The sequence below is a fragment of the Actinomadura sp. 9N407 genome (assembly GCF_044326315.1).
Taxonomy (GTDB): Bacteria; Actinomycetota; Actinomycetes; order Streptosporangiales; family Streptosporangiaceae; genus Spirillospora.
In genome coordinates, this window is the sequence record NZ_JBIRAW010000032.1 from 1 (window position 1) to 15,637 (window position 15,637).

Annotated in this window: 15 protein-coding genes; 4 read left to right on the forward strand and 11 right to left on the reverse strand. The window is 72.8% G+C overall.

The genetic code is table 11. The features are described from left to right. Window positions 1-102 precede the first annotated feature (102 nt). Genes aztD through aztB form a run of 4 tightly spaced genes read right to left on the reverse strand, consistent with a single transcriptional unit; the run spans window position 103 to window position 4,275 of the window. The gene (gene aztD, locus ACH34Q_RS36460) at window positions 103-1,281 is read right to left on the reverse strand and encodes a zinc metallochaperone AztD (RefSeq protein ID WP_395987726.1); all 1,179 of its coding nucleotides are present in this window, start codon (window positions 1,279-1,281) and stop codon (window positions 103-105) included. Between the two features lie 47 nt (window positions 1,282-1,328). Then, window positions 1,329-2,252, reverse strand: coding sequence for a zinc ABC transporter substrate-binding protein AztC (gene aztC, locus ACH34Q_RS36465; protein ID WP_395987727.1), 924 nt, complete (start codon window positions 2,250-2,252; stop codon window positions 1,329-1,331). Beyond that, window positions 2,246-3,424 carry a hypothetical protein gene (locus ACH34Q_RS36470; RefSeq protein WP_395987728.1) on the reverse strand — a complete coding sequence of 393 codons (1,179 nt, stop codon included), beginning with the start codon at window positions 3,422-3,424 and terminating at the stop codon, window positions 2,246-2,248. Before ACH34Q_RS36470 ends, aztC begins: the two co-directional genes overlap by 7 nt. Further along, the gene (aztB, locus tag ACH34Q_RS36475) at window positions 3,421-4,275 is read right to left on the reverse strand and encodes a zinc ABC transporter permease AztB (protein ID WP_395987729.1); all 855 of its coding nucleotides are present in this window, start codon (window positions 4,273-4,275) and stop codon (window positions 3,421-3,423) included. Before aztB ends, ACH34Q_RS36470 begins: the two co-directional genes overlap by 4 nt. Window positions 4,276-4,345: 70 nt before the next feature. Between aztB and aztA the strand changes: the two genes are divergently transcribed. Further along, complete coding sequence (aztA, locus tag ACH34Q_RS36480; protein WP_395987730.1) at window positions 4,346-5,011, forward strand: zinc ABC transporter ATP-binding protein AztA; 666 nt, start codon at window positions 4,346-4,348, stop codon at window positions 5,009-5,011. A gap of 29 nt (window positions 5,012-5,040) precedes the next feature. Here the strand turns inward: aztA and ACH34Q_RS36485 are convergent, their stop codons facing one another. The 5 genes from ACH34Q_RS36485 to ACH34Q_RS36505 form a co-directional block, all read right to left on the reverse strand. After that, entirely contained in the window at window positions 5,041-5,853 is an 813-nt protein-coding gene (locus tag ACH34Q_RS36485; protein ID WP_395987731.1) for an enoyl-CoA hydratase/isomerase family protein, read from the reverse strand. Further along, window positions 5,850-6,659 (reverse strand): enoyl-CoA hydratase, encoded by an 810-nt coding sequence (locus ACH34Q_RS36490; RefSeq protein WP_395987732.1) that lies wholly within the window; start codon window positions 6,657-6,659, stop codon window positions 5,850-5,852. The genes ACH34Q_RS36485 and ACH34Q_RS36490 overlap by 4 nt, the downstream gene beginning before the upstream one ends. Window positions 6,660-6,901: 242 nt before the next feature. Then, complete coding sequence (locus ACH34Q_RS36495; RefSeq protein WP_395987733.1) at window positions 6,902-7,714, reverse strand: acyl-CoA thioesterase; 813 nt, start codon at window positions 7,712-7,714, stop codon at window positions 6,902-6,904. 120 nt (window positions 7,715-7,834) lie between these two features. Next, window positions 7,835-8,890, reverse strand: coding sequence for a phosphotransferase (locus ACH34Q_RS36500; RefSeq protein ID WP_395987734.1), 1,056 nt, complete (start codon window positions 8,888-8,890; stop codon window positions 7,835-7,837). Then, window positions 8,887-9,867, reverse strand: a complete 981-nt coding sequence (locus ACH34Q_RS36505) for a hypothetical protein (RefSeq protein ID WP_395987735.1) — start codon at window positions 9,865-9,867, stop codon at window positions 8,887-8,889. Before ACH34Q_RS36505 ends, ACH34Q_RS36500 begins: the two co-directional genes overlap by 4 nt. Before the next feature lie 220 nt (window positions 9,868-10,087). Here ACH34Q_RS36505 and ACH34Q_RS36510 point away from each other — a divergent pair, with 220 nt between their 5' ends. Both ACH34Q_RS36510 and ACH34Q_RS36515 read left to right on the forward strand, forming a co-directional pair. Further along, on the forward strand, window positions 10,088-11,032 hold the full coding sequence (locus tag ACH34Q_RS36510; protein WP_395987736.1) for a PDR/VanB family oxidoreductase: 945 nt from the start codon (window positions 10,088-10,090) through the stop codon (window positions 11,030-11,032). 10 nt (window positions 11,033-11,042) lie between these two features. Further along, entirely contained in the window at window positions 11,043-12,236 is a 1,194-nt protein-coding gene (locus ACH34Q_RS36515) for a cytochrome P450 (RefSeq protein ID WP_395987737.1), read from the forward strand. 55 nt (window positions 12,237-12,291) lie between these two features. On the opposite strand, the gene ACH34Q_RS36520 is transcribed toward ACH34Q_RS36515, so the two are convergent. Beyond that, window positions 12,292-13,269, reverse strand: coding sequence for a polysaccharide lyase family 1 protein (locus ACH34Q_RS36520; RefSeq protein ID WP_395987738.1), 978 nt, complete (start codon window positions 13,267-13,269; stop codon window positions 12,292-12,294). A 20-nt stretch (window positions 13,270-13,289) separates the two neighbouring features. After that, complete coding sequence (locus tag ACH34Q_RS36525) at window positions 13,290-14,270, reverse strand: arabinan endo-1,5-alpha-L-arabinosidase (protein ID WP_395987739.1); 981 nt, start codon at window positions 14,268-14,270, stop codon at window positions 13,290-13,292. 302 nt (window positions 14,271-14,572) lie between these two features. Between ACH34Q_RS36525 and ACH34Q_RS36530 the strand changes: the two genes are divergently transcribed. Next, window positions 14,573-15,580 (forward strand): alpha/beta hydrolase, encoded by a 1,008-nt coding sequence (locus ACH34Q_RS36530; RefSeq protein ID WP_395987740.1) that lies wholly within the window; start codon window positions 14,573-14,575, stop codon window positions 15,578-15,580. The last annotated feature ends 57 nt before the right edge of the window (window positions 15,581-15,637 follow it).

Below are 15,637 nucleotides of genomic sequence, written 5' to 3' on the forward strand. Positions count from 1 at the left end.
TGATCGACCGGCCCGGGCGGCGGGTATCACCTTGGGGGTGAGCCCGGCGGCCGGGCATGCGGATGGCGGGTCGATGAGGGCGGGTCGATGGGTGAACGGGTGTCAGGCTCCGGTGAGCTCGTTGGGTGCCTGCGGCAGCTGCGCGGTGCCCTTCACCTTCCCCGTCTCGATGTCGACGGCGTGCAGCTTCCGGGTGGCGGGTTCGGTGACGTAGGCGGTGTGGTCGCGTACGTACAGGGCCGGGCGGGCCTGCTGCCATTCGATCGGCTCGCGCCACTCGCCCATGACCTTGATCTTCTTGGTGACCTTCGCGGTCGCGGGGTCGATGACGTGGACCGCGCCGTCGGTGCCGAGCACCAGGGCCTCGCCGTGCGGTCCCCGGCCCAGCGAGCGGAACGTGTAGCTCGTGCCGAGGTCGACCAGCTTGAGCCCGCCGGTGCGGCTGTCGATCAGCGAGACCCGCTCGGGGCGTTCGAGCTCGGCGTCGGGATCGGTCTTGTAGTCGCCCAGGACGATCGGGGACTCCTCGTGGCCGGCCTGGTTGCCGATCCGCCCGTACGGGTCGGGGGCCTTGACCTTGGTGATCGCGCCGTTCCGGTAGACCAGCGCGCCGGTCTCGCAGCCGATGATCACAGCCTCGCCCTGGGCGGTGGCCTCGCCGTGCACCCCGGGGCAGTCCTCGTTGCGGGTGATCTCCTTGCGGTCCTTGCCGAGCACCTGGATGCCGGGGCGCTTCTCCTCGTCCCCGAGCGTGAGCACCAGTTCGCCGTTGCTCAACTCGATGGCCACACCGTGGTGCGCGTGCTCGGTCGTGTGGGTCACCGTCTCGGGCAGCCCGGTACCGAGGTCGCGGGGATCGAAGAAGGTCACCTTGCCCGTCCCGTCGGAGAACAGGACGGTCTTGCCCGCGTGGTTGACGACGTGGCCGGGCTTCGGCGCGGCGAACTCGTCATCGGTGAGGCGGGCGCCGGCGGCGTCCATGACCCGGAAGCCGGTGGCGGTCGAGATCAGGACGTGGCGGCCGTTCCCGGCGGCGTTGATCCGGTTGAAGCCGGGCAGCGGGATCGTCTCGACGACCTTGAGCGTCTGACTGTCGAGCACGTAGAGGCCGCCGTCGTAGGTCGCCACGAGCGGCGCCTTCACCTTGACCTCGTTGTCCTCCTGTGCGGCGGGACCGGGCGCGTCCTGGCCGCAGGCGGTGAGGGCCAGGCCCAGCGCCACCATCGCGGGCAGGGCGGCCCTCTTCCTGAGCACGGTACGGGGCAGCACGGTACGGGGCATTGCGATCTCCTTGGGAGGGTGCGTTCAGAACAGTGCGGTGGGTGTGTTCAGGACAGTGCGGTGACGATGGCGCCGGTGTTGGCGCGCATCATCCGCAGGTAGGTGGGGGCCCCGCCGTCCGGGCCGGTGAGCGACTCGGAGTACAGCGGCACGATCGTGATGGCCAGCCCGGTCTCCCTGGCCATCACCTCGGCGAGCCGTCCCGGGCTGGCGGGATCGGCGAAGATCGCGGGCACGCCGGCCCGCCGGACCGCGCCGGCCAGGGACTCCAGGTCCGAGGCGCTGGGCGAGGCGAGCGTGGTGCCGCTGGGGATGACGGCCCCGACGACCTCGAAGCCGTACCGCCGGGCCAGGTAGCCGAAGACGTGGTGGTCGGTGACCAGCTTGCGGCGCGCGGCCGGGATCGTTCCGAAGCCGCTCCGCATCGAGCCGTCGAGCGCCGCCACCTGCTCGCGGTAGGCGGCCGCGTTGGCGCGGATCTTCGCGGCGTCGACTCCGGGGACGTGCTCCAGTACCTGGGCGGTGATGAGGTCGACGGCCTTGAGGGTCCGTACGGGATCGGTCCAGAAGTGCGGGTCGGGCCGCCGCGCGGTCTCGCCTTCGGTGTAGGTGATCGGGTCGATGCCCTCCCCCACCGCCAGCGTCGCCACGCCCTGCTTCCCGGCCGCCTGGACGTGGCGCGCGATGCCCTCTTCCAGGCCGAGGCCGTTGTGGACGAGCAGCGCGGAGTCCTCCATGCGGGCGGCCTCCCGCGCGGAGACGCCGAACGAGTGCGGATCGGCGCCGGCCTTCATCAGCACGGTCACCCCGGCCTGGTCGCCGACGATGTTGCGGGTGATGTCGCCGAGGATGTTGGTGGTCACGACCACGCCGGACCCTTGCGAGTCCGAGCCCGCGCAGCCGGCGGCCGGGAGCGCGAGGCACAGCGCGGCCAGCAGCCCGGTGAGGCGGCGGAACGGCGCGCTCACCATCCCGTCTCCACCATGTGGCCGGGGCTGAACGGGAGGTCGAACGTCCGGGCCAGGCGCAGGCCGTCCTCGTAGTCGATCTCGTGGACGGCGCGCCCGGCGGGATCGCTGACGTAGGCGCGCGTGGTGTCGACCTGGATGACCGGCGCGGGCCGATCGCCCCCGGTCTCCTTCAGGAGTTTCCTGCTCGCGCGCCGCTCGCCCGTCTCCGGGTCGTACGAGCGCAGCGTCCCGTCCTGTCCGAGCACCAGGACCGGCGAGTCTTCCCCGGCCGTGTTCACCGCGGCCACGGGCTCGTCGCCGACCCGGGTCCATTCGCCGGCGGCGAGGCCGAGGATCCACGCGCCCTTGTCACCGGCCTTGGCCGCCAGTACGGCCGTTCCCGGGCGGTGCTCGAAGCGCACCGCCCGTTCGCCCGCCGGGACGCGGCCCGGGTAGGCGATCTTCTCGGCGGCGAACCGGCCGTTCTCGCCGGTCACCAGCAGCGCTCCGTCGGAGCAGCCGAGGACGGCTCCGCGCCGGGTCACCGCCTGGCCGCGCGGGCCGGGGCACGGCTCCTCGATCTGCGACACGCGGCGTCCGGAACGGTCGTACACGGTGACCCGGCCGTCCGTACCGGAGGCGACCAGGATGTGCTCGCCATAGGGGACGGCCGCCTGCCCCTCGACGCTCGCGGTCTGCTGGATCCGTCCGGCATCGAGAGCCTTGCGGTCCAGAACGCGGATCCCGCCATCGGTGACCAGGACCGTCCGGGCGAGATCTCCGGAGACACCGGAGACCGTCCCGGCTGCGAGGTCGCCGACGACGCGCGTACGGGCGCGGTAGTAGTGCACGTGGTCGCCGTGAGGGACCGTCCACACGCCGGTGTCGATGACGCGCACGCCGCCGGCGGTGGCGAGGTAGGCGAAGCGTCCGTCGGTGCTCACGCCCCTGATGCCGCCGGCCTCCCCGATCTGCACGACCTTCTCGGTGGCGGGGTCGAGGGCGTGCGCCTTGCCGCCGCCCGCCTCGGCCAGGACCAGGCGCCACTGCGTCTCGGCCGTCTCCTCGGCGCCTTCGACATGCCCGTGCGGGACCTGCTCGGTCGCCTCGTCCTTCGGGCCGCCGGAACCGCATCCGGCGAGCAGCGTCGCGAGCGCGCCGGCGGCCAGCCAGGGAAGAAATGCGCGCCTCACGTGACCGCTCCTTCGGCACCGATCGCCGCCGGCCGTACGCGGTCGCGCAGGCGGGCGCCGAGGGCGGAGACGAAGAACAGGCCCACGGCGGTCACCGCGATCGTCGCGCCGGCCGCGGTGCGCAGGTGCCACGAGACCAGCAGGCCGGCGACCGTCGAGAGCGCGCCGATCAGCGCCGCCCCGGCCATCACCATCGGGACGCCGCGCGCCCAGAGCACGGCCGCGGCGGGCGGCGCGATCAGCAGCCCGAACACCAGCAGGGTCCCCACGACATGGAACGACGCGGTGATCGCCAGGGTGAGCAGGCCGAGCAGCAGCGCGTGCGCGAGCCGGGGCCGCATCCCGAGCGTCGCGGCCTTGCGCGGGTCGAAGGCCAGGGCGGTGAACGAGCGGTGCCCGGCGGCGGCGACCAGGGCGGCGGCGCCCAGCGCCGCCGCGAGCAGGGCGAGGTCGCGCGGTCGTACCGCCAGGACGTCGCCGAACAGGAACGCGGTCAGATCCACGGCGAAGCTCTGCGAGCGCGACACGATGATCACGCCGAGGCCGAGCATCCCGGCGAACAGCAGGCCGATGCCGGTGTCCTGGGACAGCCGCGGCGACCGGGACAGCGCCGTGACGCCGAGCGCCATCGCCGACGCGCTGAGCGCGGCGCCGAGCAGGGGGTTCCCGCCGAGCAGCGACGCGGTGGCGACACCGGGGAGCATCCCGTGCGACATGGCGTCGCCGAGGAAGGCCATCCCGCGCAGCACCACCCACGTCCCCGCCAGGGCACAGATCCCGGAGACCAGCAGACCACCCCAGAGCGCCCGTTCCACAAAAGAGACCCCAAAGGGGGCGAAGAGCCAACTCATGTCGGGCATCGTACAATGAAAACGGTTATCGTTTGCAAGCAGGGATACGGATGGAAGCGAGGGGACGCGGATGGAAGAGACGGCGATCACACTGGACGGGCTGCGCGCGGGCTACGGCTCCACGACGGTGCTGCACGGCATCACGGCCCGCGTGCCTCGCGCGCAGGTCACCGCGCTGACCGGGCACAACGGTTCGGGCAAGTCCACGCTGCTGGGCGTGCTGGCCGGATCACTCGCCCCGACGGCGGGCACGGTGGAACGGGCATCCGCGCGCCGTCCCGCCGTGGTGTTCCAGCGCACGGAGGTGCCCGCCACGATGCCGATGTCGGTACGGGAGGCGGTCGCGATGGGAAGGTGGGCGCATCGCGGCTGGTGGAGGCCCCTCACCAGGAACGACAGGGCCGTGGCCGCGCACTGCATGGAACGGCTCGGCGTCGCCGATCTCGCCCGTACGCAGCTGGACCGGCTCTCCGGCGGCCAGTACCAGCGCGTCCTCATCGCCCAGGGGCTGGCCCAGGAATCGGACCTGATCCTGCTCGACGAGCCCGCCGCCGGGCTCGACCATCGGGCCCGGGACCGGATCCTGGAGATCTTCGACGAGCTGGCGGCGGACGGTGTGACGGTCGTTCACGCCACCCACGACGACGAGGCCGCCCGGCGCGCGGACCACCGCCTGCACCTCAGGGACGGCCGGCTGGCCGCCGGGGTCAGGGAGCCCGCCGACCTGGCGCGGTGACGGCGCGAGGCGGCCCTACGACCGTTCTGTCAGCGGTTTCCGTACTCCGGGGGACGGCGTTCCACGAAGGCCTTCATGGCCTCGGACTGGTCGGCGGTCATCATGGTGAGGACCTGCTGGCGGTTCTCCAGCTCCACGGCGGCGTCGAACGAGGGGATCTCCAGCGACAGCCACATGCCCTGCTTGGTCAGCGACAGCGACAGCGGCGGCTTGTCCAGCAGCTCGTCGACGGCCGCGTCCACGCGCTCCTCGAGCCGTTCGGGAACCACCGCGTCGGCGAGCAGGCCGATCCGCAGCGCCTCCTCGGCATCGAACCGGCGAGCGGTCATCATCAGCTCGTGCGCCCGCCCCGCGCCGATCAGGCGCGGCAGCATCCACGAGGTCCCGATGTCGCAGCCGGAGAACCCGACCTTGATGAACGACACCGCGAACACCGCGGAGGTGGAGGCGATCCGCAGGTCGGAGGCGCAGACCAGGGCCAGACCGCCACCGGCCGCCGCGCCGTTCACCGCCGCGACCACCGGCTGCGGCAGCCGCCGGATCCGCTGGACGAGTCCGGCGATGTGCCGCTGGGTCGCCAGCCCGCGCTGGACGTCGCCCAGTCCCTCGGTGCCCTCGGTCTCGCCGTACCCGTTGAGGTCCAAGCCCGCACAGAAGCCACGGCCCGCACCGGTCAGCACGACCACGCGGCACTCGGGGTCGGTGCCCGCCGCCGCCAGCGCCTGGTGCAGTTCCTCGACCATGCTCGCGGTCATCGCGTTCAGCCGGTCGGGCCTGGACAGCTCGATCCGGGTCACGCCCGGCCGGGGCCTGGTGACCAGGACCTCGTTGGTGTCGCTCATCGGCCGCCCTCCTGGGAGATCTGGTCGCGGTTGCGGCGGAGCACCTGGACGCGGCGCTCCTCCAGGCCGGCGAAGTCGGTGCGGTGCCGCCGGGCCAGCTCGATCTCGGTGGCGAGCCCGGGCCCGACGCCGGAGACCTCGCCGTACATGTGCTTGAGCGCCCGCATGGCGTCGCCGGGCACCTCCGCCGCGGCGGTGGCCAGCTCCAGCGCCCGTTCGAGCAGCCCTTCGTGCGGGACGACCTCGGTGACCAGGCCCAGGCGCTCGGCGCGGGCGGCGTCGACGACCTCGCCGGTCATCGACATCCGGCGGGCGGCGGCCTGGCCGATCAGGCGGGGCAGCCGGGCGGTGAGCCCGCCGCCGGGCAGCACGCCGACCCGGACATGGGTGTCGGCGAAGACCGCGCGCTCGGAGGCGACCAGGAAGTCGCAGCCGAGCGCGATCTCCAGCCCGCCGGTGAACGCGGCGCCGTTGACCGCGCCGATGACGGGCTTGCGGACCTCGGCGACCCGGTTGATGCAGTTGGCGTCCTGGAAGCGGCGGAAGTACGCGGCGCCCTCGGCCGCCGCCTGCTTGAGGTCCAGTCCCGCGCAGAACGCGGGGTCGGCGCCGGTCAGCACGAGGGCCTTGACTGCGTCGTCGGCGTCGGCCGCGTCCAGGGCCGCCAGCAGCGCGGTGTTGAGCTCGCCGCTCAGCGCGTTCCGCGCACCGGGACGGTTGAACGTGAGGACGCGGACGGGCCCGGTGTCCTCGCTGGCCAGTACCTCGCTGCTCAGTGCCTCGCTGGTCGGTCCCTTGTCGGTCATCTCACTCCAAGGTCGGGGCGGCTGAACGCACTCTAATCACCGCGTACCCGCAGGAGTTCACCGGGCTAGGGCGCGTTTCAAAGTCACGGCCCACGGTGCTCGCCTGGCGGCTCGCACCGTGACCGTGCCTTGTGCGAGCGCGGCATCGCTTCGCGATCTGCCCGGTGAGGCTCGCCTCCGGCATCGCCGCACCGGCCAGGTAACGCGCTCGCGCGGTGGCTGTGGCCACTTTGAGACAGGCCCTAGGACGTGCTGCGCGGCGTGCGGAAGAGGGTCTCCTGGGTGAGGCTGGCGGCCAGGGTGCCGTCGTGGGCGTGGATGGTCCCGGTGTACCAGCCGCGGCCTGCGGAAACGGTCTGCGGGACCAGGTCCATCAGGACCCACTCGTCCATCCGTACCGGCCGGTGGAACCACACCGCGTGGTCCAGGCTCGATCCGCCGCGCGCCGGGCCGTCGTGCAGCGCCGCGAGGCCGGTGGAGATGTCGGACAGGTACGTCAGGACGCAGGCGTGCACGAGCGGGTCGTCCGGCAGCGTCTGCGTGGAGCGCGCCCACATCCGGGTGGGCCAGTCGCTCTCGTACGGCTGCGCCGGCACCCGGCCCTCCATGGAGAACAGCCGGGGCAGCGTGCCCCCGGCCGCGTCGTCGGGCAGCGCGGAGTCGGGCATGGGGTGCGCCTGGCGGTCGACGTCGTCCTCGGGCGTGTGGAAGGAGGCCGACATGTTGAAGATCACCTCGCCGCCCTGCAGCGCCACGACCCGCCGCGCCGAGAACGACCGGCCGTCCCGGTCCCGGTCCACCCGGAAGATCGTCGGCCGGGCCGCGTCCCCTCCGCGCAGGTAGTAGCCGTGCAGCGAATGCGGCAGCCGCCCCTCCGGAACGGTGCCGCCCGCCGCGCGCAGCGCCTGCGCCGCCACCTGCCCGCCGTACAGCGGGTACGGGTCGTCGAAGGCGACGGTCGTCCGGTACAGGTCCCGGTCGAGCTCTTCCAGTGTCAGCAGTTCGAGCACGGTGGGGAACGTTCCCTCGGCGGTCTCGGTCATCGTCGGTGGCACACCGAGAAGGTATCCGACCGCGGATCATGGCCTGGAGGCCCGTGCGGGGATGCGGCCGGGCCCGGCGTCCGTACCGCCGGGCCCGGCTCCTCAGGGCAGCGCTCCTCAAGGCAGCGCTCCTCAGGGCAGCAGTGCGAGCGCCTCCAGGTCCCGCGCGTGGCCGGCGTGGCGGTCGGTCATCGTGCAGAACATCGTGTCGCCGCGTTCCGTGCGCTCCACGAGCATGGCGGCGCCGATCGCCATCACGATCCCGTGGAAGGCGTAGGTGCGGTAGTCGTTCCAGCAGTCGTCCCAGGCCAGCTCGACACCGCGAGCGGTGAGCGCCGCGTGGTAGCGCTGGACGAGCGCCTGTTCGTGCTCGCGCCGTACGGGGACCGGCAGGCTGGATCCCAGGAAGTACGCCAGGTCGGACAGGCCGGGACCGTACACGCAGGTCTGCCAGTCCAGCACGGCGGGCCGGCCCGCGCCGAACATCAGGTTGTCGGCGCGGAAGTCGCCGTGTACCAGCGTCAGCGGCCCCCCGCGCGGGGCCAGGTAGGCGCCCATGCTCGGCAGGAACTCCTCGATCAGCTCGGCGGTCCCCGGGGCGAGGCGCTCGGCGTAGCGCTCGCGGAAGCCGCCGTACAGGTCGGTCACCATCGCGGTGGTGAACTCGGCGGTGCCGGCGTCGTGCCGGTTGAGCCAGCCGAGCGCGGCGAGCTCGGGATCGTTCCAGCCCGCGGCGTGCACGGCGGCCATCTCCTCGACCGCGGCCCCCGCGTCCGCCGCGGGCACGCCCGCCAGCTGGTCGCCCGGCTCGGCGGGCGCCAGGTCCTCCAGCAGCACCACGTAATCGTCGCGCTCCCCGTCGTAGGCGACGAAGTGGCAGGCGGGCACGCTCGCGTCCAGGCGCGGCGCGATCCCGGCGTAGAAGCTCGCCTCGACCTCGTAGGTACGGATCGTCCTGGCCGCCTGGCGGCTCGCGGGGTCGGCGGCCGGGACCTTGGCGACCATCGTGGCCGGCAGGCCTGCCGGGCCCTCGTACGACAGATGGAGCCGCAGGCTGTCGGAGACCTGCCCGGTGCCGACGGGCTCGGCCCGTACGGAGGTCACCTTCCCGCCGTCCAGGTGCGGGGCCAGCGCCTCGGTCAGCCAGGCCGGGGTCAGGCCGGCGGCGCCGGAGACGGGACCGGTCACGCGCCACCGTCCTCGGCGAGGAAGGACCAGCCGTGGTCGCGCCAGGCGGGCGGCTGGTGCCATTCCGTCCAGCCGTATCCGGTACGGCCGTCCTCGGCGTCGAACCGGCACAGGGCGCGCGGGAAGTGCGCCTCCAGCCCGTCGGGCGAGGTGACGGCGACCGGCGCGAAGGCCACCGGTGTCGCCGTCATCGGCAGGTCCCTGAGCCGCAGCCGCGACAGCTCGGGCAGGTCGCGGGCGTCGAACACGGTCTCCGCCGAGAAGCCGTCCCGGTGCTCGATCTCCTCGCCGGGCGGGACGGTGAACGAGGGCCACGGGATCGGGAAGCCGATGTTGGCCTGCATGCAGTGGAACGCGGTGCCGTCCCCGAGCCGCCCCGACGACCACAGCCAGGAGACGTTCCACCAGTCGCGCTCGCCCCAGCTGTGGTCGCGCTCGCCGTGCCCGGCGATGGTGAACGTCTCCGATCCCACCTTGACCGTCCCGGTCACCGTGCACGGGATCTCGTAGCGGGGAAGGTCCTTGTACGGGTAGACGCCGCCGACCGTGTGCCATTCCAGGTCGAACACCAGCCGCGTGGTCTCGGCGCCGCTGAAGTCGCCGTACGCCGCCGTCGCGTCGGGCAGCACGGACGCGGTCGCGTCCAGCGTGACCCGGGTGGGCCCGAACGGCTCGCTGACCTTCTGCGTGGCCTCGTACGAGCCGGTCCGCACATCGGTGCTCCCGGCCGCGGGCATCGGCGCCTCGTTGTCGGCGACCAGCACCAGCGGGCGGTCCGGGCCGACGACGCACGCCCAGTACCAGGCCCGGTCCCAGTTGGGATACAGCCCGAGCCGGACGTACCCGGCGATCGAGCCGTCCGCCGCGACGAAGTCGAAGTAGTACGACTCGTTCCACAGGAGCTCGGGGCCTGCCGGGTGCCGGTCCTCGTCCTCCCGCTTCAGCTCCCAGGTGCCATGCTCGACGATCTTCACCATGCGGTCGGGTCTCCTGCCTCGCGCCGGGGGTGGGGGTGGCGATCAAGCGCTTGGTCCACTGTAGGGACGAATGATCGTCCGATCCAGGATCGGCCGTGGTCCGGGAGGGCACAGCTGTGAGGGCCGCCACGAATGTTTCTCATTCAATGAGAAAGCGCTAGGTCACCGGGGCCCTCCCGGACGATCCTCGGGTTCCCGCCCCTGGGAACGAGGAGGATCGATGGCCCTCGCGATGGACCTGCGCGTGGCCGCCAGGACCGAGGTCGCCGACGGCGTGCTGGCGCTGACGCTGGTGCACCCGGCCGGACGGCGGCTGCCGAACTGGACGCCCGGATCACATGTCGACCTGGTGCTGCCGGGCGGGCTGACGCGGCAGTACTCGCTGTGCGGCGACCGCTGGGACGCGCACTCCTACCGGCTCGGTGTGCTGCGCGAGCCGGACGGCCGGGGCGGATCGGCGTTCATCCACGACGAGCTGCCCGAAGGCGCGACGGTCGCGATCGGCGGGCCGCGCAACAACTTCCGGCTCGTCCCGTCCGAGCGCTACCTGTTCGTCGCGGGCGGGATCGGGATCACTCCCCTGCTGCCGATGGTGCGGCAGGCCGAGCTGGTCGGCGCGCGCTGGCGGCTGCTGTACGGCGGCCGCACGCGGGCGTCGATGGGCTTCGTGGACGAACTGGAGCCGTACGGCGACAAGGTCGTCGTGATGCCGCAGGACGAGCACGGCCTGCTCGACCTGCCCGGATGGCTTCCGGAGGCGGCCGATCCGGGCCTCAAGGTCTACTGCTGCGGCCCCGGCCCGCTGCTGGACGCGGTGGAACGGCGCTGTTCCGGCTGGCCCGCCGGGCTGCTGCGCACCGAACGGTTCGTGGCCAAGGACAACGGGCCGGCGCGGGACGAGCCGTTCGAGCTGACGCTGAACCGCTCGGGCCGTTCCGTCACCGTCGCGCCCGGCCAGTCGGTCCTCGACGCGGTCGGCACGGCGGGCGTCGGTGTGCTGTCGTCGTGCCGGCAAGGGCTGTGCGGCACGTGCGAGACCGCCGTGCTCGACGGGGAGCCCGACCATCGCGACTCGATCCTCGACGACGACGAGCGCGCGGCCGGCGACTGCATGTTCGTGTGCGTGTCCCGATCCCGTTCCGAACGCCTCGTCCTGGACCTGTGAGAGGAACCCCATGAACACCCAGGCGCTGCCCTCCATCGACACCGACCCGTTCGGCCACGAGGCCCTCGAGGACCCCGCCGAACTGCACGCCGCGCTCCGCGACGCCGGCCCGGTCGCGTACCTGAGCCGGTACGACGTCTTCGCGCTCGCCCGCTACGAGGAGGTGCACGCCGCGCTGACCGGCTGGCAGGACTTCCAGTCCGCCGCCGGGGTGGGGCTGAGCAATTTCCGGCATGAGAAGCCGTGGCGCCCGCCCAGCCTGCTGCTGGAGGCCGACCCGCCCCGGCACGACGCGCCCCGCGCCGTCCTGTCGAAGGTGGTCGGGCCGCGCGCGCTTCGCCGGCTGCGCGAGTCGTGGCTCGCCGCCGCCGAGGAACTCGTCGACCGGGTCGTGGCCGAGCCGGAGTTCGACGCCCTTCCCCGCCTGGCCGAGGCGTTCCCGTTGCGGATCTTCCCTGACGCGGTCGGCCTCGGGCCCGACGGGCGGGAGAACCTGCTGCCGTACGGGGAGTTCCTCTTCAACTCCTTCGGCCCGCCCAACGACCTGGTCGAGAAGGGCCGGCCGGACGCGGGCCGCCTTGCGGCCTGGGTCAACGAGCAGTGCGCGCGGGACCGGCTGGCGCCCGACGGCTTCGGCGCCCAGATCTGGGCGGCGGCCGACCGGGGCGACATCACCCACGAGCAGGCGCCGCTGGTCGTGCGGTCGCTGCTGTCTGCGGGCGTCGACACCACCGTGCACGGGCTGGGGGCCGTTCTGTACGCGTTCGCCACCCACCCTGACCAGTGGGAACGACTCCGCGCCGAGCCCGGCCTCGCGCGGGTCGCGTTCGACGAGGCGGTGCGCTGGCAGTCGCCCGTGCAGACCTTCTTCCGTACCGCGCTCGGCGACCACGAGATCGGCGGGACGACCATCCCCGACGGCCGCAAGATCCTGATGTTCCTGGGCGCCGCCAACCGCGACCCGCGCCGCTGGGACGATCCGGACGCGTTCGACCTGTCCCGCGACCCGTCCGGCCATGTCGGCTTCGGGATGGGCCTGCATCAGTGCGTCGGCCAGCATGTCGCGCGGCTGGAGGCCGAGGCGCTCCTGACCGCGCTCGCCCGCCGGGTGGAGCGGATCGAGATCGCCGGAACGCCCCGGCGGCACCACAACAACACGCTGCGCGCCTGGGAGTCGCTGCCCGTACGGGTCGCGCTCGCCTAGACCTTTGCGACTAGACCTTTGCGACTGGACCTTTGCGACTGGGCCTTCCGGCCGATCAGACCTTCCCGACGCCCGCGCCGGCGGTGACCACCGACTTCACGGTCGGGGCGCCGTCGGGGGTGTAGGGGTACGGGATCGCCGCGACGCTGCCGGAGTTGCGCGACACCGGCGTGCCCGAGTTGACCAGATGGTTGTTCAGGACCTTGATGTTGCCGGATCCGGAGTCCCCGGTCTGGGTCACCGTGGGCTTGGAGGTGTTCTCGAAGTAGTTGCGCTCGACGTACACCCCGGCGTTCTCGGTCGAGGCCACGCCGTAACTGCCGATGTCGCTGTAGTAGTTGTTCAGCACGTGCACCGGGTTGGCGAAGCGCACGCGCGGGTGGCGCTGGCCCGTCCCCTGGAACCAGTTGTGCACGTACGTGACCCGCAGATGGCCCCGGTCCTGGGATCCGTTGTCGTCGGAGTGGCCGAGCAGTGCCGTCTTGTCCTGCCGGTGGAAGCGGTTCCAGGACACGGTGACGAAGTCCGATCCGCGCTTGATGTCGACCAGCCCGTCGTAGGCCCCGCTGAGGTCGTTGTGGTCGATCCAGATGTTGCGGGCCGACTGCTCGATGTTGAGGGCGTCGTCCCGGGAACCGGTGAACGTCAGGTTGCGGATGATCACGTTGCGGGAGCCGTTCAGCGTGAGCCCGCCGCCGCTGATCCGGCCGGACGTGCCGGTCCCGACGATCGTCTTGTCGGACCCGACCCGCTGCATGCCCGACAGCGACAGGGTGCCGGAGACCCGGATCACGTACCGGCCGGAGGCGTTGGCGTACTGCGCGAACTGCGACGCGCTCGACACCGTGACCGTGGTGCCGCCCGCACCGCCGGTGGTGCCGCCGTTCATGCCCGCGTAGCCGACCGGGCTGCTCTCGTACGCGGCGACGTGCCGCGCCTGGACGGTGTCCGCACCGCATCCGGCGGCGGCGAGCCCGGAGGCGGCGAGGGCGAGCGCGGCGCCGCCGCTCGCGAGCCTGGCGGAGGTTCTCATCGGGGAGCTCCCATCGTTGGTCACCAGACGTACGGCCAGCCGGCCGAGTCGAAGCCGAGGTGGTTGACGCCGAGCTTGTGGCGCCCGCCGTCGGCGCGGTCGTAGTAGTGGTAGACGAGCAGGTCCTGGTCCCCGTCGCGCAGCACGCTCTGCCCGCCGGGCCCGATCACGCGGCTCCCGTGCGTCGCCAGCACCTCGGTGCCGCCCCCGCCGGTCAGCGCGCGGCCGCCGCGGTCGGTGTACGGGCCGGTGATGGAGCGGGACCGGCCGACCATGATCCGGTACGTGCTGGCGGAGCCGCGGCAGCACAGGTCCCAGGAGGTGAACAGGTAGTAGAAGTCGCCGTGCCGGACGATGTGCGGTGCCTCGATGCCCAGGTCCGTCCGGGTGCGCGAGGCCAGCGAGCGGACCGTGCGGTCGCTGTGCCGGTTGCCGGTCGCGGGATCGATCCGGATCATCTTGATCCCGGTCCACCACGACCCGAACGCCAGCCACCACCGGCCCTCGGCGTCCACCGTCAGCTGCGGGTCGATGGCGTTGTAGTCGTTGCGCGAGGACGAGGTGATGACCCGGCCGCGGTCGCGCCAGCTGCCCGGCCTGCCCGTGTCGCTGATGGCCAGGCCGATCGCGGAGTTGTTCGAGCCGAACGAGGAGGCCGAGTGGTACATCAGGTACCGGCCGCCCTGGTAGGACACGTCCGGTGCCCACAACTCCCGCGCGTCACCGCTGTAGGCCCGGGCCCATGAGGCGCCGTTCGGCAGTGCCGCCCCGGCGCCCGCGAAGTCGATCCGGTTCGTGGACGAGCGCGCCTCGAGCCCGTTGTGCGTCGAGTACGTGTAGTACGTGCCGTCCGCCGTGCGGATCATCGTGGGGTCGTGCACGCCGATGTCGCCGCGGACCAGTCCGGGCTCCGGATAGGCCGCGAGCGCGGTCCCGGCCATCGCCGCCACCGCCGTCACCGCGACCGCCGCCGCCACGGCCCCGCGGAACAAATCGATCATGTGGGAGCGCCTCTCGGTTCGTCCGGGGGCGCAGTTCACCACGGCATCGGGCGCCCGTTCCAGAGCGGGCCGGTGATTCTGGGAGCGCCGACAGCGGCCGCTGTGGCCGGGCCACCGATTTCCCGGCGCCCGGCGATCTCACGCATGCGGATCCGGCCGGACCGGGCCATACTCACCCGGCCTCGCGCCGCCGTACGCACGCGGGCCTGGGCGGGGGCGCGCCGGCCGGTCACCGGCCGTCCCGCTTAATGTGGGCGTGTCCCGCCAGTCGGCGGGCGGTGACCGCTCAAGCAGGAGACGCGATGACCACCCCCACCACTCCCCCGCAGGACACCGGCGCCCTCCCCCCGCCGCCGTTCGATCCGGAACTGGCCGCCGCGCTGGAGATCATCGGCGCCACCCTGCCGTCCTCCATCCCGGCCGCCGCGCTCCCGGCGATGCGCGAGGGCTCGGCCCTGATGCGGGTCCCGCTGGAGGAGCTGCGCCGGGACGGGGCGTTCGAGGTCGAGGAAAGGAACGTGCCAGGGCCCGCCGGGGCACCCGACATCTCGCTGCTGATCTGCAGGCCCGCCGGGGCCACCGCGCCGCTGGGCGCCGTCTACCACAGCCACGGCGGCGGCATGGTCCTCGGCGACAACCGCTCCGGTGTCGTCGAGATCCTGGACTGGGCGCAGGAGCTCGGGCTCGTGGTGGTGTCGGTGGAGTACCGGCTCGCTCCCGAGCACCCGCATCCGGCGCCGGTCGAGGACTGCTACGCGGGCCTGGTGTGGACGGCCGGGAACGCCGCCGAACTGGGCATCGACCCCGATCGCCTCATCGTCGCCGGGGCCAGCGCGGGCGGCGGGCTGGCGGCGGCGGTCGCCCTGCTGGCCCGCGACCGCGGCGGGCCGGCCCTGGCCGGCCAGGTGCTGATGTGCCCGATGCTCGACGACCGCAACGACACCCCGTCCAGCCGGCAGATGGCCGGCCGCGGCGTCTGGGACCAGGCCTCCAACTCGACCGGCTGGACGGCCCTGCTCGGCGAGGCCCGGGGCGGCCCGGACGTGTCCCCGTACGCGGCGCCCGCCCGCGAGCCGGACCTTTCCGGGCTGCCGCCGGCGTTCATCGACGTCGGCTCGGCGGAGACGTTCCGGGACGAGGACGTCGCCTACGCCGCGCGGCTGTGGCAGGCGGGAGGGCAGGCCGAGCTGCACGTCTGGCCCGGCGGGTTCCACGGATTCACCATGATGGCGCCCCAGGCGGTCCTCTCCCAGGAGGCGCGTGCCGCACGGATCCGCTGGCTCGCGCGGCTGCTCGCAGGCGCGTCCTGAGCACGCCTTTGCCATCAGGGTCGAACCGCATTACCCGCAGATGCGTACCCCTTGATG

Excerpts from the sequence above, each read along its gene's own strand:
- aztD (WP_395987726.1), bottom strand. The coding sequence starts at position 1,281 with ATGCCCCGTACCGTGCTGCCCCGTACCGTGCTCAGGAAGAGGGCCGCC.
- aztC (WP_395987727.1), bottom strand. The coding sequence starts at position 2,252 with ATGGTGAGCGCGCCGTTCCGCCGCCTCACCGGGCTGCTGGCCGCGCTG.
- aztB (WP_395987729.1), bottom strand. The coding sequence starts at position 4,275 with ATGAGTTGGCTCTTCGCCCCCTTTGGGGTCTCTTTTGTGGAACGGGCG.
- aztA (WP_395987730.1), top strand. The coding sequence starts at position 4,346 with ATGGAAGAGACGGCGATCACACTGGACGGGCTGCGCGCGGGCTACGGC.
- ACH34Q_RS36485 (WP_395987731.1), bottom strand. The coding sequence starts at position 5,853 with ATGAGCGACACCAACGAGGTCCTGGTCACCAGGCCCCGGCCGGGCGTG.
- ACH34Q_RS36490 (WP_395987732.1), bottom strand. The coding sequence starts at position 6,659 with ATGACCGACAAGGGACCGACCAGCGAGGCACTGAGCAGCGAGGTACTG.
- ACH34Q_RS36505 (WP_395987735.1), bottom strand. The coding sequence starts at position 9,867 with ATGGTGAAGATCGTCGAGCATGGCACCTGGGAGCTGAAGCGGGAGGAC.
- ACH34Q_RS36510 (WP_395987736.1), top strand. The coding sequence starts at position 10,088 with ATGGCCCTCGCGATGGACCTGCGCGTGGCCGCCAGGACCGAGGTCGCC.
- ACH34Q_RS36515 (WP_395987737.1), top strand. The coding sequence starts at position 11,043 with ATGAACACCCAGGCGCTGCCCTCCATCGACACCGACCCGTTCGGCCAC.
- ACH34Q_RS36520 (WP_395987738.1), bottom strand. The coding sequence starts at position 13,269 with ATGAGAACCTCCGCCAGGCTCGCGAGCGGCGGCGCCGCGCTCGCCCTC.
- ACH34Q_RS36525 (WP_395987739.1), bottom strand. The coding sequence starts at position 14,270 with ATGATCGATTTGTTCCGCGGGGCCGTGGCGGCGGCGGTCGCGGTGACG.
- ACH34Q_RS36530 (WP_395987740.1), top strand. The coding sequence starts at position 14,573 with ATGACCACCCCCACCACTCCCCCGCAGGACACCGGCGCCCTCCCCCCG.